This is a genomic window from Streptomyces sp. Tu 2975 (assembly GCF_009832925.1).
GTDB lineage: Bacteria > Actinomycetota > Actinomycetes > Streptomycetales > Streptomycetaceae > Streptomyces.
Genome location: NZ_CP047140.1, coordinates 1,568,390 through 1,583,080, shown reverse-complemented (window position 1 = coordinate 1,583,080; position 14,691 = coordinate 1,568,390). Strand labels below are relative to the sequence as shown.

Below are 14,691 nucleotides of genomic sequence, written 5' to 3'. Positions count from 1 at the left end.
CTTCGCTTCCTCCGCCGCACTCGCCCGCTGCTCCTGCTCGGCAGGGCGGGACCGAAGTTCGCCGATTCTCCTGAGGCATGAGTGGCGGAAGAGAGGGAAAGCGCTGCTTCACCAAGCTCCCAGAGCCCCGAAGGGCGCCAACGGAAGGAGACGACTGTGTTGATGGCTCACCCCGTCATCCTCGGAAACCTGGTCGAGCAGTACGAGACGCTGAAGGTCCTGCACGCCGAGAACGGCAGCGCCGAGAGCCGGCAGCGTATGGACGACATCGCGTACACCCTGTGCGTCTCCACCGGCACCCGGGACATCGACGCGGCATTGATCGCCGCCCGCCATCGGCTGCCCGGCGCCCGGCCGGAGGACGATTCCCTTCTCACCGCCTGAACGACCGCATCAGGCAGGCGTGACGACGCGGCCTCGGGCAACAAGAAGGCCATGGGAACGCTGAGCCGATGGGAACTCGCCCTCGAGCGCAAGCAGGGCGCACTGCTCGACAAGGTGTTCCGCAGGGAGCCGGTGGAACTGCTCGACGCCCTGCGGCGCGAATGCGACGACCACGCCGTGGTCTGCAGCGAAAGCCGTGTGGTGGTGCCTAACGCCTACGAGATCGAGCTCGCCGACACCGTGCACAGAGAACTCGCGCGCAGGGAAGAGGAACTGGGGCAGGAGCTGATCGACACACTTGCCCGTCACGGTGACGAGAAGGGCTATGAATGGGCAGGCCCGCTCACGGTGCACATCACCGACACCGCCTCCGCGCACCTGCCCAACGGGCGCTACCGGGTGTCCAGCACCCCCGCGCCGCAGGTCCGCGCGGACTCGTTCCCCGCGCACTGACCTGCCGCCCCGTCGCAGCCCGTCGTAACAGCCCCTTCGGGCGTGGCTGTTATGACGGGACGGCGGCAGCGGTGTGCGGCTCGTCGGTCTCCGGCTCCTGGGGCGGCTCGCTCAGCTGCTCGCGCAGGTAGTTCCAGACGACCGCGATCAGCGCCGCGACCGGTACGGCGAGCAGACTGCCCACGATGCCGGCCAGGCTGCCGCCCAACGTCACCGCCAGCAGGATCACGGCCGCGTGGAGCCCGAGCCCGCGGCTCTGGATCATGGGCTGGAAGACGTTGCCCTCGAGCTGCTGCACCACCACGATGACGGCCAGCACGATCAGCGCGTCCGTCAGGCCGTTGGAGACGAGCGCGATGAGCACCGCGACGAAACCGGCGAACAGGGCGCCGATGATCGGCACGAACGCGGAGACGAACGTCAGCACCGCGAGCGGGAGCACCAGCGGCACCCCGAGCACCCACAGGCCCAAGCCGATCAGCACGGCGTCGAGCAGACCGACGGCCGCCTGGGAACGTACGAACGAGCCCAGGGTCTCCCAGCCGCGCTCCGCCACGGTCGGGACGTCGGTGGCGAGCCGGCCGGGCAACTGACGCGCGAGCCAGGGCAGGAAACGCGGGCCGTCCTTGAGGAAGAAGAACATCAGGAAGAGCGCCAGGACGGCCGTGACCACGCCGTTGACCACGGTGCCCACTCCCGTGACCACGGCGGAGACCATGCTGCCGACGCCGTCCTGGGCGCGGGCGACCGCGCTGTCGAAGGCCTGGTTGATCTGGGCGTCGCCGATGTTCAGCGGCGGCCCGGCGGCCCACTCGCGCAGCTTCTGGATGCCTTCGACCACGCCGTCGCTCAGCTCGCCGGACTGCGACGCCACCGGCACCGCGATCAGTGCCACGACGCCTGCGGCGACCGCGAGGAACAGCACGGTCACCGTTGACGCGGCCAGGGCGGGAGGCCAGCCGAGCCGCCGAAGGAAACGGGTCAAGGGCCACGTGAGCGTCGTGAGGAGCAGGCCGACGATGAGCGGCCAGACGACCGACCACATCCGGCCCAGAACCCACAGGGCCACCGCGGTCGCCACGAGGACGAGCAGCAACTCGGCGGAGATGCGCGCCGATGCCCTGAGCGCGGCGCGGGTTCTCGTGGAACTCAACGTGACAGACATGGGATCACCCTATTAGCACTCCCTTCGTGGCTCGTCATCGCGGCTGTTCCGGAGGGACTGCGGGTGCGTATCGGCCCTCCACGACGCCCACGGATACGGGCACCTGGCGCCGGGACTCGTGCCCCACCGGTGACGCCACCTTCGCCGTACACGGCACCGGAATCCTTCGACAGGGCGCTTGAGCCGGGCCGCGTCACAGCGACCCGGCGAGGAACCACGGCCCGCGTGCTCACCGCTCCAGTTGCTTGTGCGCGCTCTCCGGCAGCCGCAGATACACCGCGGACGAGACGAGGCACAGCGCCGCGACGTACCAGGGGAACAGGCCCGGACGGTCCAGGTCCTTGAAGAGCGTGCCGATGTACGGGGCGGTGCCGCCGAAGACGGCGACCGTCAGGGAGTACGGGAAGCCGATGCCGGCCGCCCGTACGCGCGCCGGGAACACCTCCGCGTTCACGGCCGCCGAGATCGACGTGAAGCCGGTCAGCAGCACCATGCCCGCACACTGCACGAGCAGCAGCGACAGGAACGAGCCGTTCACCGCCCGCAGCAGCGGCACGCTCAGCACCGCGAAGCCGACCCCGAAGAACAGCAGCGACGGCTTGCGGCCGAAGCGGTCGGACAGCAGCCCGCCGACCGGCTGGAGGACAGTGAAGAACGCCAGTGACAGCGTCCCGGCGAGCAGGGCGTCCGCCTTGTCGATGTCCGTGGTGAGCTCCGCGTACGTCGGCAGGTACGACGTCCACGTGTAGTACGCGATCGTGCCGCCGGCCGTGATGCCGCAGATCAGCAGCGACTCGCGCGGATGGTGCCGCAGTGCGTCGAACAGGCCGGGGCGTGGGCCCTGTTGCTGCTCGGTGCTGCGCGTCTCGTGCGCGCTGCGCCTGATCCAGAAGCCCACAAGGCTGAGCAGCGCGCCGATCACGAACGGCACGCGCCAGCCCCACCCGTCCATCTGACCCTGCGCCAGCGCGCTCACCAGCAGGGCGGCGACACCGGACGCCGCCAGCTGCCCGATCGACGTGGAGACGTACTGGAACGACGAGAACAGCCCGCGCCGCCCCGGGCCCGCCGACTCCACCAGGAACGTGGTCGACGCGGCGAACTCGCCGCCGACGGACAGGCCTTGCAGCAGCCGCGCCACCACCAGCACCACGGGCGCGAGGATCCCGGCGGCGGCGTACGTCGGTGTCAGGCCGACCAGCAGGCTGCTGCCGCCCATGAGGAGGATGGTGACCGTGAGCGCGGCGCGCCGGCCGTGCCGGTCGGCCACGGCGCCCATGATCAGCCCGCCCACGGGGCGCATGAAGAACCCGACGGCGAAGACGGCGAACGTCGACAGCAGCGGCACGAGCGAGTTGCCGGAGCTCCTTGGGAAGACCTGATCGGCGATGTAGGTGGCGAGGAAGGTGTACGCGTACCAGTCGTACCACTCCACCGCGTTGCCGACGGAGGCCGCGAGCAATTGCCGTACGGGGTGTCCGGCGGGGGCCGTGGCGATCACCGGGGCGGGGGCCGTCTCTTGCGGGGGAGTCTTTCGTGGGGGGATCGTGGCCATGGTCACGGTCTCCCCGACGCGGGGCACTCGTACGCGTGTTTCCGCGGGGTGCGTCGCACGACATCCACCGGCAGGCGTGCACGCACACCGGCCCTGCTTCTACCGCCCTTCGACGGCGTCGAGGTGCCTGCCCACCGGCCCGACCGCTGCGGACGGCAGCTCGACGGTGAGGTGTGGGGACATCGCGCGGAGGAAGTCGGACGCGTCGAAGATCTCGCCGGCCGAGGCGACGCCGACCGTCCTGGTCCGGCCCGTGAGGATGCGGTCGACCGCTTCCACCGCGAGCGGCGCGGTGACGGCATAGATGTCCTGGCCCGTCGCCACGGCCCGCCGCTCGGTGCCGCCGGAGCGCACGACGACGTCGACCAGGAAGGTCTGCGCGGACCGCCCGTCCTCGTCGACCGCGGTGGGGGCCGGCGTGTCCGGGGCGGACAGGTCCCGGGCCGCCTCGACCGTCATGTAGGTGCGCACTTCGGGGACGGACAGATGGCTGGGGACGGTGACGACGTCGGCCATCGTGAACTCCCCGATGACCTCCCGTGAGCCCAGGGGGTCGGGGAAGGGCCACTTGAGGGTCTGCGCCTCGTCGTGGCGGTGGTCCAGCCGCCCGTTCCTGTAGACGACGCGTGCGCCGCCCCGCCGCTGCCGGGAGACCGCGCCGGCGGCCCGCGTCCCGCCGGTGGGCTGCCAACTGTTCAGTCCGTACGCGATGTGCGCCTCGTCGGCCGCCGTCCACTCGCCCATCGCCGCGGTGGCCAGCAGGTCGCCGAGGGCGCCGAAGAAGGCCATCGCGGGGACGATCACAGCTCCCGCGGCGCGGGCAGGGTCCGCGAAGTGCGCGAACGTGTCGACGTTGGCCTCGATCTCGGCCGCCACGTCCACGTACGGGATCCCGGCCCGCAGCGCCGCCTCGATCACGGGCGCGGCTGTCGTGGCGAAGGGTCCGGCACAGTTGATCACCGCTGTCGCTCCGGTCAGCGCGCGGTCGAGCGCCGCCGGATCGTCGACGGACGCCGGCCGGGCCTCGAGGCCGGGACAGGACGCCACCAGTGCCTGGAGCTTGCCGGCGTCGCGGCCGGAGAGTACGGGGACGAACCCGCGCCTCCGCAGCTCCGCCACCACGAACCGCCCGGTGTGCCCGTAGGCGCCGTACACCGTGACCAACTGTCCCGATCCCATCGATTCTCCTGTGCTCGAGTGATCCACTGAGTACATCCTGGCGGGCAGGGACGACCGATCGTGAGTGTCTGGAACGACATGACCCGTACAATTCCCGACATGCCTACTGTCGCGCTTGCCGTCACCGACGGAATGCTGCACTTCGAACTGTCGTTGGCGCACGAGGTGTTCGCCGCCGCCCCGGCCGGCGTGACGGTTCCCTGGTACGACGTCATCGTCTGCGGACCGGTCGCCGTGCCGGTCGGCCGATTCATGCTGGCACCCGACTCCGGGCTCGACCGGCTCCAGTACGCCGACACCGTGATCGTTCCCGGCTGGGCGGACGTCGACGAGGAGCCGCCCGCCGACCTTGTCGACGCCGTGCGCGCGGCCCACGAGGCGGGCGCGCGCGTGATCTCCCTCTGCACGGGCGTGTTCGTACTGGCCGCGGCCGGCCTGCTGGACGGGAAGCGCGCGACCACGCACTGGGCACACACCGAGGCTCTGGCCGCCCGTCACCCCCGGGTGGAGGTCGACCCGGACGTGCTCTACGTGGACAACGGGAGCGTGCTCACCTCCGCAGGCAAGGCCGCCGCGCTGGACCTGTGCCTGCACGTCGTGCGCCTCGACCACGGCTCGTCGATCGCCAACGCCGTCGCCCGCCGCCTGGTCGTACCGCCGCACCGGGCCGGCGGTCAGGCCCAGTTCGTCACCACCCCGGTGCCTGCCCAGGACGACCATCCGCTCGCCGCCCTGCTTCCCTGGATCGTCGAACGGCTCGACCAGCCGCTGACCGTGGAGGATCTGGCCCGTCAGGCACGGATGAGCTCACGCCACCTTGCCCGCCACTTCAGGGCGGCGACCGGCACCACCCCTCTGCAATGGCTGCTGACCCAGCGGATCCGGCACGCCCAGGAACTGCTGGAGAAGACCGACGACAGTGTCGATGCCGTCGCGGCCGCCACGGGCATGGGCACCGCCACGACGCTGCGCCGGCACTTCAACCGCACGGTCGGCGTGCCCCCGGACACCTACCGCCGCACCTTCCGCTCACGGCCCTGCTGACAGCCCGGGGTGCCCGCTCGAGCGGCGCCCGGCCGGCCGGGCGGGCCCCCTCCCGCGACGAACCGGCTGACGCGCCCGCGGGCCTGGAACCGCCTTTGCCGAACGGCGCCGCTCCCGATCACACGGAGCGGGAGAGCTGGTCGCGCACCCACCGAGGGTCGGGGTTGACATGAGGCCGTCCCGCCACGAAGACAGTCGGCACGGTCTCGTTGCCGTCGTTGGCCGGTCGGGACGCGCCTCGAGCCGAATTCGACATCATGGGCGGCTGCACGGGTGCACACCCCGGGTGCAGCCCTGCCCGATGCGGGCCGAGCAGTTCTTGCGTGATCGCCCAGTTCTCCGGCCGGATGCGCGGCAGTTGGTGCCACAATCCCGCCATGGATCAGGGGGAAGCGGCCGTTTGGGCCGCGGGCATCGGCGTCGGGGCAACGCTCGTCATGGCGCTGGCGGCCCTGCACACAGGCCGCCGTGCGAACAAGGCCGCACTCGATGCAGCGCGCGAGGCTGGGAGGGCCCAGGTCGAGGCAGCGTTGGCCGGTGTGCGGCTCCAGTTGGACGGGCATCGCGAGGACGCGCTGTGGCAGGCGCGGCGGGATGCGTACGCGCAGTTCCTGAACGGCATCGAGAACGTGCGCATGGCGCTCGTCCACCTGGCGGTCGCGGGGCCTCGGTACTTCGAGGAAGGGCTCGGACGTGGGAGCGCGGTGGGGGAGGGGCTCACTCATGCGCGGGAGCAGTACCAGAACCTGTTGTTGCGCCACTCCGCTCTGCGCCTGTCCGCGGACGATCCCGAAGTGACGGACGCGGAACGGCTGTCCCGTCTGGCCGGCCGGCTCCTGGAGGACTTCGACGACTACGCGGGCGCGTTTCCAGCAGGGGACCCCACTCCGGCGTGGCGGCGGTTCGACGAGGGCCTGCACGAGCTGCGCGACGGGGTCGAGGAATGGGCGCTGGACGCGCGGCGGCGGGTGCAGGCGCAGCGTGGGGCAGGGGCGCCGCCACCCCGTCCGGGTGACGACTGAGCGGTTGCGGCGGCGCGGGCGGGGTACTGGGGCTCAGCCCGCCTGCGCCGCGGTCGGATTCCCCTTCCTCCCCGCCGAGACGACCAGCTGCGCGTTGCTTGCACGGGAACGTGCGACTGTCTGGGACGTGCGTGCCTCGACGATGTACGCCCAAGCAGGAGTTGGTCGCGCAGCCGCCCACAGCTTGCGCGGTACGCGTGCTGACGGGGTCACGACCGGTAGTAGTCGTCGATGGGGACGCGGGCCTCGTCGAACAGGGCCGGACCGAGTTCGGTGACCGTCGGCCAGGCGCCGGCCGGGTTGAGCTCGATGAGCTGCTCGGTGGAGAGCGCGTAGACGACGCGCCCCAGACCGGAGCGGACGATGCCGCCGGCGCACATCCCGCAGGGCTGACAACTGGTGTACAGGGTGGTGCGTGCGGTCGTCTCCTGATCGAGTTCGCGGGCCGCCCAGCGGGCGAGCTTCAGTTCCGGGTGGGCGCTGATGTCGTTGTCGCGCCGCACCGTGTTGTGCGCCTCGGCGAGAGTCGCGCCGTCCGGGCCGACCAGCAGGGAGCCGTACGGCGCGTCGCCCAGCGTGACGGCGTGGGCCGCCAGGGCGATGGACCGCCGCAGGTGCACAGCGTCGGCGGGGGAGATCATGATGGTGTCCTCCAGTGTGTGGCCACGGCCGTGAGCGCCTGCCAGGCCACATGGGGCCGGCGGGTCTCCTCCGGATCTCCGTCGTATGGGTCGAGCACGACGGTGTCGGCGCCGAGCCGGCGCAACTCGTCGAGATCTTCCAGGACCTGCTCGATGGTTCCGACGCCGGCGAGCCGGTCAGGGTCGTCGACCGGCGTCGTGGTCAGCCGCAGTGCGATGCGAGGCGTGAATCCCGGCAGCGAGCGGTTCGCCACGGCCGAGCGCAGCCAGGGCATCGTGTTTCTCAGGGGATGCCAGGCGTCGCCGAACCTGACGGCGCGCCGCACGGCGGCCTCGCTGTTGCCGCCGACCCAGATGGGTACCGATGTGGTGGGGCCGTCGGCTTCCTCGCGCCAGGCGTTCCTCAGGGCCGCCAGGTACTCGTCGGTGAGCCTGCCGCGTTCGGTGAACGGCACGCCGAGCGCGTCGAACTCCTGACGTGCCCAGCCGACGCCGACGCCGAGCACGAGCCGCCCGCCGCTGAGCAGGTCGAGGTTGGCTGCCATACGGGCGAGCAGCAGCGGATGCCGGTAGGGCATGACGAGCACGGTCGTGCCGAGGCGTAGTCCGGTGGTGACACCGGCCAGCCAGGACAGGGTGGTGAACGGTTCGTAGAACGGCTCCGGGTACTGCTCGGCCACGTCCGGGGTGACGGCCACGTGGTCCGACATCATGAGGAGGTCGAAGCCGAGCCCCTCGGTGATCCGTGCCCACTCGCGCAGCACGCCGGGATCCGTTCCTGGTCCGAAGTTGGGTACGTTGACGCCCAGTTGCATGACCGGAGGCTATCCCGGCGAACCAGGAACACGGAACGAACTCTTCCCCGTCGCAGCGGCGATCTACCGGTGATTTCCCGGTAGATTCGCGCCATGGCCGCGAACCTCGATGACGTCGACCGGACGGCCTGCGGACGGCCTTCGAAGAGGCGCCCGATCCGCGCTGTTTCGATCGATCTTCACAACAAATGCATATCGTGCAGGTCGACTCCTGCGTGCCGGGGCACCTCGATGACGACGATGTCCACGGCGACGGGGTCCCGTACGGCCGCGACGCCGGTGCGGCAGTCGGCGACCGGGCGGGACCGGTCACCCGGAAGACCACGCAAACAGCACTGAACAGCGCCCTGTGCCGACTGCGGCAGCGCTCCGGCCAGATGTTCAGCCCGCTCAGCGTCAGCCGGCTCCTGCCCGCCGACTACCACTTCGACGTGGTCATCTTCGACGAGGCGTCGCAGGTGAGGCCGAGCGACGCCGTCAACCGCATCCTGTCGACCCTCAGACCGGCCACCGACGCGGAGCTCGCCGGCTTGCTGGACCAGCCGATACGGCGGTGACCGCAATGGCGTCACCGGCAACCGCCTACGTTACGGCGTCACCACGGGGACGCCTTCCGGGCGGCCGGTGAGCAGCGCTGCGATGTGGTCGGCGCAGCGGAGGGCGGCTCGGCCATCGCGCGCCGGGTCATCCCGGCGATGTGCGGGGTGAGCAGGGCGTTGGACAGGCCGAACAACGGCGAGCTGAAAGCGGCGTGCTCGTGGGCGAAGGTGTCGGCGGCGGCGCCCGCCAGGGGGTGCGCCGGGTCGCGCAGCGCGTCCGCCAGGGCCTGCTCGTCGACGATTCCGCCCCGGGAGGCGTTCAGCAGGGATCGAACCGGGCCGCATCAGCGCCAGTTCCGCCTGGCCGATCATTCCACGGGTCTGCGGGGTGAGCGGGAGGTGCAGGGAGATCACGTCGCTGCCGGCCAGCAGGGTGCGGAGGGACTCGGCTCGGGGCACCGCCGCCGCTGCCGGGCGGCGGGAGAGACCGTGGACGGTCATGCCGAGGGCGGCCGCCCGCTTCGCCAGCGCCTGGCCGATCCGGCCGATCCCGGCTCCGGGTGATCGGTCGGGCCGGGGCGGGGCGGGCACCGACCACGTCGACCTGGCCGCCGCCGCCCGCCACGGCGTCACCGTCAAGCCCGTCGCGGACGGTCTCGGCGATCAGCACCGACTCGTCGAAGGCGTCGAAGTCGGAACTCCACCCGGTCCGTCCACGCGGCCCGTGCGCTCGCCCGGTCGGCCACCCGCCGGAGGTTCAGCGTGACGGCCGCTCCGTGCCCGAGCAGGCGCTCCCTAGGAGCCGCGTCCAACAGCAGAACCCGCATCCGTCCCATGAATCCAGTGGCTTACCAGGTGCGGCCCCGAGTATGCCGCCCCGGCTTCGTGTGACGTGTCACAGACAACGAGGGCGGCTCTGTGGCAGCTTCGGCGCAAGCTTCAACGCTCCCGTGTCTCAGAGGAGTTGATGAGGAGCCGCGCCGGGAGCGTTCCGCCCGGGACGGTCTGCCCGCATGTGGAGAGGATCGATTGAGAACCTTGGAAACCGCAACGCTCGACCAGGTGGTCGACACGGCTCGCTATCCCCTGTCGGAACCCGGGAGCGCCGAGGCACAGGCCGTGGTCTCCCGCGCCCGGCTCGAGTTGCGGACTCTCGGCTGCACCGTGCTGCCGGACTTCATCCGTCCGTCGCTCCGCGAAGTCCTGCGGCAGGAGTGCTCGGCCATCGCCCCTCGGGCCCACTACGACGTCGAAACCGTCAACGTCTACAACATCTCGGTGGATTCGGCGCTGCACGAGGACCACCCCGGTCGGCGCACCTTCCAGCGGGGCAACGCCTTCGTCGCGCGCGACCGCGTCCCCCAGAGTTCCCTCATCAGCAGGCTCTACTCCCACCCGGTGTTCCAGGACTTCATCGCCCGCTGCTTCGGGCTGCCGCAGCTCCACGAGCTGGCGGACCCGCTCTCCGGGCTGGTTCTCAATGTCGTCGCTCCCGGCATGGAGCACCCCTGGCACTTCGACACCAATGAGTTCACCGTCAGCATGCTCACTCAGCAGGCACAGGCCGGCGGCGACTTCGAGTACTGCCCGAACATCAGGTCCGCGCACGACGAGCGCTTCGACGACGTCCGGGACGTATTGGACGGTTGTGGCGAGCGGCTGATTCGGAGCCTGCCCCTGCAACCCGGTGACCTGCAGCTCTTCAAGGGTCGCTACTCGCTGCACCGGGTGAGCCCCGTGCGCGGCGAGGTCGCCCGCCACTCCGCGATATTCGCCTACAGCGAGCACCCGGGCGTCATCGGGAGCGTGGCACGGACCCAGCAGCTCTTCGGCCGAGTACTGCCCGAGCATCTGGCGGCCGAGGGCCGGGCCGTGCGGGGCGACCTGCTGCTGGACTAGCGGTATCCCCCGCTCCGCGATGCCCGCTGCGCGATCCGGCGCTGCGCGAGCCCCCGCTGCGCGATCCGCACCAAGCGATCAATGGAGGAGTAGGCCCTGTGCGATTCGACGCCACCGGGAAAGTCTCTCTCGACCACATCTACACCCAGCCCGATCCGCGCAGCTATTTCAGCGCGCTGAACCCGCTCGGCTACCGCATTCCCCAGCAGGCCAAGCCCTACTTCGCCAAACTCATCAAGGAATACCGCGACTCGCAACGTGTCGCGGTCCCCAAGGTGCTGGACATCGGCTGTTCCTACGGAATCAACGCCGCCCTGCTGAAGTACGACGCGACGATGGACGAGCTGTACGCGCGCTACGCCGGCCAGGAGCGCGCGGGAGAGAGCCGCGAAGCCCTGCTGGCCCACGACCGGGAGCTGGCCCGGTCGCGCCGCCCCGCGCAGCCCGTCCGCTTCGTCGGCCTGGACACCTCCGGCAGCGCGCTGTCCTACGCGCTCGACGCCGAGTTCCTGGACGACGCGGTCCACGCCGACCTGGAGGAGCGCGACCCCACGCCGCGGCAGCGCGCCCAGTTCGCCGGGACGGACCTGGTGATCTCGACGGGCTGCCTCGGCTACGTCACGGAGCGCACGCTCACCCGAGTCGTCCAGGCACAGGGCACCCGCCGGCCCTGGATGGCGCACTTCGTCCTGCGGATGTTCCCGTTCGACCCCGTCGAGCACGCGCTGGCCGAGCTGGGCTACCGGACCGTCCGTGCCGAAGGGTTCTTCAGACAGCGCAGGTTCGCCTCTTCTGAGGAGCAGGCGCTCGTGCTGGACAGGATGTCGGCCGTCGGGGTGAATGTGCGGGGCCTGGAGGCGGAAGGCTGGCTGTACGCACAGCTTTACCTCTCCCGGCCCGCCGACGGGGAAGCCACCGGCCCAACGAACTGAATCGAGAGCGGAATTGAACACCAGTCAGGACGTGACTGCCATGACGACCTTCTCCCAGGAGGCCGGTCTGCCGCGCGTGCCGCTGCCCACACTCGAGGCGAGCTGTGAGAGGTTCCTCGCCTGGTGCGAGCCGCTGCTGACCGCCGACGAACTGGCGGCGACGGAGGCCGAGGTGGCAGCCTTCCTCCGGCCGGACGGCCCGGGCCGGGTGCTGCACGCGGCGCTGGAGGAGTACGACGCGGCGGAGGGCGTACACAGCTGGCTCGACACCTTCTGGCCGTACCGCTACCTGGGCCGCCGGGACCGGATCGCGCTCAACGCCAACTTCTTCTTCCTGTTCAAGGATACCGGCCGGCCACAGGTGGAGCGCGCTGCCGGGCTCATCGCCGGGGCCGTCGACTACAAGCGGCAGCTCGACCGGGAGCTCATCCCTCCGGTGATGCAGCGCGGGGAGCCCCAGTCGATGGAGCAGAACAAGTATCTGTTCTCCGCGACGCGTATTCCCGGCGCGGAACAGGACACCGTGCGCAGCCCCTACACCGACCAGTGGCCGGGCCCGTCCCGGGCCCGGCACATCGTGGTGTTCTTCCGGGGAGGCATGTTCCGCCTGGACGTGCTCGGCGCGGACGGCGTCCCGCACAGCCTTGAAGACCTCGAGGCAGGCCTGCACGCGGTGATGAAGGCCGGCGCCGAACCGGCCGCCGCGGACTCCTCGGTGGGCCACCTCACCACCATGGCTCGCGCTGAGTGGGCGGCAGCCCGCGAGTCCCTGCTCGCCTGCCACCCCCGCAACGCGGACGCGCTCGACGACGTCGAGACCGCCCTGTTCTGCGTCTGCCTGGAGGACTTCGCCCCCGCGGACACCCAGGAGGCTTGCGACCAGCTGCTGTACGGCGACCGCGGCAACCGCTGGTTCGACAAGGCGGTGTCCTTCATCGTCTTCGCCGACGGCCGCGCGGGCATCAACGTGGAGCACTGCGAGCTGGACGGCACCACCATCCTCAGCTTCACCGACGCCCTGCTGACGACCTCGGCCGAGGAGCACTCCCGCCGGTCCGGCGCACGCTCCCAGGGGCTGCCGGCACTGGAGCCCCTCGTCTTCGAACTCGACGACGCCTTGCGGGCCCAAGTGCGCTCGGCCGCCGACGCGTTCGCGGCGTACGGAGCCGCCACCGCCACCCGCATCGTGTCCTTCGACGACTTCGGCAGCAGCGCGGCCAAGGCCCTGGGCGTCTCGCCGGACGCGTTCGTCCAGGTCGCCTACCAGCTCGCCCACCAGCGCGCCAAGGGACACCTGGGCGCTACGTACGAGTCGATCGCCACCCGCCAGTACCGGCACGGGCGGACCGAGGCGATGCGCGTCGTCACCCCCGAGATGCACGAGTTCGTCGCGGCCATGACCGATCCGGCAGCCGACGCCGCCACCCGGCGCACCGCGTTCCGGGCCGCCGCCCAGAAGCATGTGACGCGCGCGAAGGAATGCCGGCTGGGAGAGGCACCCGAGCAGCACCTGTGGGAACTGGAACTGATCCAGCGACGGCGCGGGGCCGAGCTGGGAGTGACCGAGCAGCCCGCGCTGTACCGCACTCCGGGCTGGCTGACGATGCGGGACGACTACCTGAGCACCAGCTCCGCACCGTCCGCCAACATCCAGTACTTCGGCTTCGGGGCCACGAGTGACCGGTGCATCGGCGTCGCGTACGTGCTGCTGCCGGAGCGGTTCAACCTCTACCTGAGCACACCGCTGGGGTGGCCGACCAGATGCGGACGTTCGCGGACCGCCTCCGGGAGGCGGTCGGCGAACTTCGGGAACTGCTGGCCGACTGACCGGCCGGGCTGCCACCCCGCGTCGGGATGCAGTATCCCGCGTCGGGGTGGCAGCCCGGCGTCTGCGGCCCGACCCGCGACCGGCTCACGCGCCATGACCGGCGCTTGGGAACCGCCCCACTACCGCCACCCACTTGCCGGTGCACACCGGCACCGTGGATACCGCGGCGGCGCGCCGTCAAGAAGGCGGGAGTTGCTCGCGCACCCACGCAGGGTCCGGGTTCACGTGCGGCCGGCCCGCCACGAGGACGGTCGGTACGGTCTCGTTGCCGTCGTCGGCCGCCCGCACCGCTGCCGCTCCCGCCGGGTCGCGCCAGATGTCGACCCAGTGCAGCCGGCGGGCGTTGCGGCCCAACCGGATGCGCAGTCGCAGGCAGTACGTGCAGCCCGGCCGCCAGAAGACGACCGGCCGGCCGTCGACCGCGCTGAGGCGTTGTGCCTCCAGCGCACCGATCGACCTCGGGAAGATCAGCGGCGAGTTCACAGCTGCCAGCAACCCGAACACCAGCAGGAGCACCACGGCCTCGCCGGGGCTCCCCTTGAGGAACATCCCGGTCGCGACGGCTGAGCCGCAGAGCACGAACAGCGTCGGCAGGATCCAGGGGCGCTTCATGACGACGCAGGCTACCGAGGGCCGCGACGCTCCCCGCACCCGGCCGGGCGGCGCCGCCCCGGCCTGTCATCGGGCTAGGGCCTCTCGTTTGGATCATGCCGGGCTCGCGGGCCCTGGCACGCACGCTCGCCGCGTTGTCGTCGGTCGGCATGGCTCCGCCATGCCTCCCTCCTCCGCCTTGCGATCGCACGCACCAGACCCCGCTCCCTGATCCGGCCTGATCCAAACGAAAGACCCTAAGGGCCCGGGGCCGTGTCGTACTTGTGCATGAGCGAGCCGTCAGCGCCGTAGACCGTGAGGACGTAACCGCGGTCGAGGCGGACGTCCTCGCCGGAGAGGAAGGCACTCAGCGCGTCGGCGAATGTTTCGAAGGGCACGTAACCGTCGTCCTTGTCGGTCCACACCGTCAGCAGCGCGGCACCGTCCGCCCGCCGCGTGTGGTCGATGCCTCGGACGGCGGCGTCTCCGCCGGCCTTTCGGTAGCGCGCGGCCAGGTCGGTGGCGGTGGGGCCGGGCGACGCGGTGGCCGTCGGGGGGCCTGCCGAGGCGTCGTCGTCGGAGCATCCCGAGAGGAGGACCGCGCCAACGGCAGCGAGAACAAGGAGGATTCGTCTCATCGTGTC

General features: G+C 70.9%; 15 protein-coding genes and 2 pseudogenes. 8 read left to right on the top strand and 9 right to left on the bottom strand.

Going from position 1 to position 14,691, the window contains the following annotated elements; translation table 11 throughout:
- Nucleotides 1-156 precede the first annotated feature (156 nt).
- A complete protein-coding gene (locus GLX30_RS06910; protein ID WP_159684880.1) occupies nt 157-384 on the top strand; it encodes a DUF5133 domain-containing protein in 228 nt (75 codons plus the stop codon).
- 51 nt (nt 385-435) lie between these two features.
- Nucleotides 436-837 carry a DUF3662 domain-containing protein gene (locus tag GLX30_RS06905; RefSeq protein ID WP_159684877.1) on the top strand — a complete coding sequence of 134 codons (402 nt, stop codon included), beginning with the start codon at nt 436-438 and terminating at the stop codon, nt 835-837.
- 49 nt (nt 838-886) lie between these two features.
- Here the strand turns inward: GLX30_RS06905 and GLX30_RS06900 are convergent, their stop codons facing one another.
- The 3 genes from GLX30_RS06900 to GLX30_RS06890 form a co-directional block, all read right to left on the bottom strand.
- A complete protein-coding gene (locus GLX30_RS06900) occupies nt 887-2,002 on the bottom strand; it encodes an AI-2E family transporter (protein ID WP_159684874.1) in 1,116 nt (371 codons plus the stop codon).
- A gap of 229 nt (nt 2,003-2,231) precedes the next feature.
- Nucleotides 2,232-3,557, bottom strand: a complete 1,326-nt coding sequence (locus GLX30_RS06895) for an MFS transporter (RefSeq protein ID WP_244258040.1) — start codon at nt 3,555-3,557, stop codon at nt 2,232-2,234.
- A gap of 99 nt (nt 3,558-3,656) precedes the next feature.
- Nucleotides 3,657-4,736, bottom strand: coding sequence for a saccharopine dehydrogenase NADP-binding domain-containing protein (locus GLX30_RS06890; RefSeq protein WP_159684871.1), 1,080 nt, complete (start codon nt 4,734-4,736; stop codon nt 3,657-3,659).
- A gap of 99 nt (nt 4,737-4,835) precedes the next feature.
- On the opposite strand from GLX30_RS06890, the gene GLX30_RS06885 reads away from it, so the two are divergent.
- Together GLX30_RS06885 and GLX30_RS06875 are read left to right on the top strand one after the other, a co-directional pair.
- Entirely contained in the window at nt 4,836-5,780 is a 945-nt protein-coding gene (locus tag GLX30_RS06885; protein ID WP_159684868.1) for a helix-turn-helix domain-containing protein, read from the top strand.
- A gap of 377 nt (nt 5,781-6,157) precedes the next feature.
- Nucleotides 6,158-6,802 carry a hypothetical protein gene (locus GLX30_RS06875; protein ID WP_159684862.1) on the top strand — a complete coding sequence of 215 codons (645 nt, stop codon included), beginning with the start codon at nt 6,158-6,160 and terminating at the stop codon, nt 6,800-6,802.
- A gap of 209 nt (nt 6,803-7,011) precedes the next feature.
- On the opposite strand, the gene GLX30_RS06870 is transcribed toward GLX30_RS06875, so the two are convergent.
- On the bottom strand, nt 7,012-7,443 hold the full coding sequence (locus GLX30_RS06870; protein WP_159684859.1) for a nucleoside deaminase: 432 nt from the start codon (nt 7,441-7,443) through the stop codon (nt 7,012-7,014).
- The gene (locus tag GLX30_RS06865; protein ID WP_159684856.1) at nt 7,440-8,258 is read right to left on the bottom strand and encodes an LLM class flavin-dependent oxidoreductase; all 819 of its coding nucleotides are present in this window, start codon (nt 8,256-8,258) and stop codon (nt 7,440-7,442) included. The genes GLX30_RS06870 and GLX30_RS06865 overlap by 4 nt, the downstream gene beginning before the upstream one ends.
- A gap of 188 nt (nt 8,259-8,446) precedes the next feature.
- Between GLX30_RS06865 and GLX30_RS06860 the strand changes: the two genes are divergently transcribed.
- The gene (locus GLX30_RS06860) at nt 8,447-8,815 is read left to right on the top strand and encodes a hypothetical protein (protein WP_159684853.1); all 369 of its coding nucleotides are present in this window, start codon (nt 8,447-8,449) and stop codon (nt 8,813-8,815) included.
- A gap of 38 nt (nt 8,816-8,853) precedes the next feature.
- Here the strand turns inward: GLX30_RS06860 and GLX30_RS35870 are convergent, their stop codons facing one another.
- Nucleotides 8,854-9,069 (bottom strand): hypothetical protein, encoded by a 216-nt coding sequence (locus tag GLX30_RS35870; RefSeq protein ID WP_279632630.1) that lies wholly within the window; start codon nt 9,067-9,069, stop codon nt 8,854-8,856.
- Between the two features lie 118 nt (nt 9,070-9,187).
- Nucleotides 9,188-9,298 (bottom strand): annotated as a pseudogene (locus GLX30_RS35865) (oxidoreductase); the annotation flags it as partial.
- 528 nt (nt 9,299-9,826) lie between these two features.
- Here GLX30_RS35865 and GLX30_RS06850 point away from each other — a divergent pair.
- The 3 genes and pseudogenes from GLX30_RS06850 to GLX30_RS06840 all read left to right on the top strand — a co-directional run bounded on the left by GLX30_RS06850 (nt 9,827) and on the right by GLX30_RS06840 (nt 13,455).
- A complete protein-coding gene (locus GLX30_RS06850) occupies nt 9,827-10,696 on the top strand; it encodes an arpA protein (RefSeq protein ID WP_159684851.1) in 870 nt (289 codons plus the stop codon).
- A 98-nt stretch (nt 10,697-10,794) separates the two neighbouring features.
- The gene (locus GLX30_RS06845) at nt 10,795-11,628 is read left to right on the top strand and encodes a class I SAM-dependent methyltransferase (protein WP_159684848.1); all 834 of its coding nucleotides are present in this window, start codon (nt 10,795-10,797) and stop codon (nt 11,626-11,628) included.
- Between the two features lie 40 nt (nt 11,629-11,668).
- Nucleotides 11,669-13,455: pseudogene (locus tag GLX30_RS06840) on the top strand (choline/carnitine O-acyltransferase).
- A 178-nt stretch (nt 13,456-13,633) separates the two neighbouring features.
- Here GLX30_RS06840 and GLX30_RS06835 read toward each other — a convergent pair.
- Nucleotides 13,634-14,068 (bottom strand): glutaredoxin domain-containing protein, encoded by a 435-nt coding sequence (locus GLX30_RS06835; RefSeq protein ID WP_159684845.1) that lies wholly within the window; start codon nt 14,066-14,068, stop codon nt 13,634-13,636.
- A 236-nt stretch (nt 14,069-14,304) separates the two neighbouring features.
- On the bottom strand, nt 14,305-14,685 hold the full coding sequence (locus tag GLX30_RS06830) for a hypothetical protein (RefSeq protein ID WP_159684842.1): 381 nt from the start codon (nt 14,683-14,685) through the stop codon (nt 14,305-14,307).
- Nucleotides 14,686-14,691: the final 6 nt, after the last annotated feature.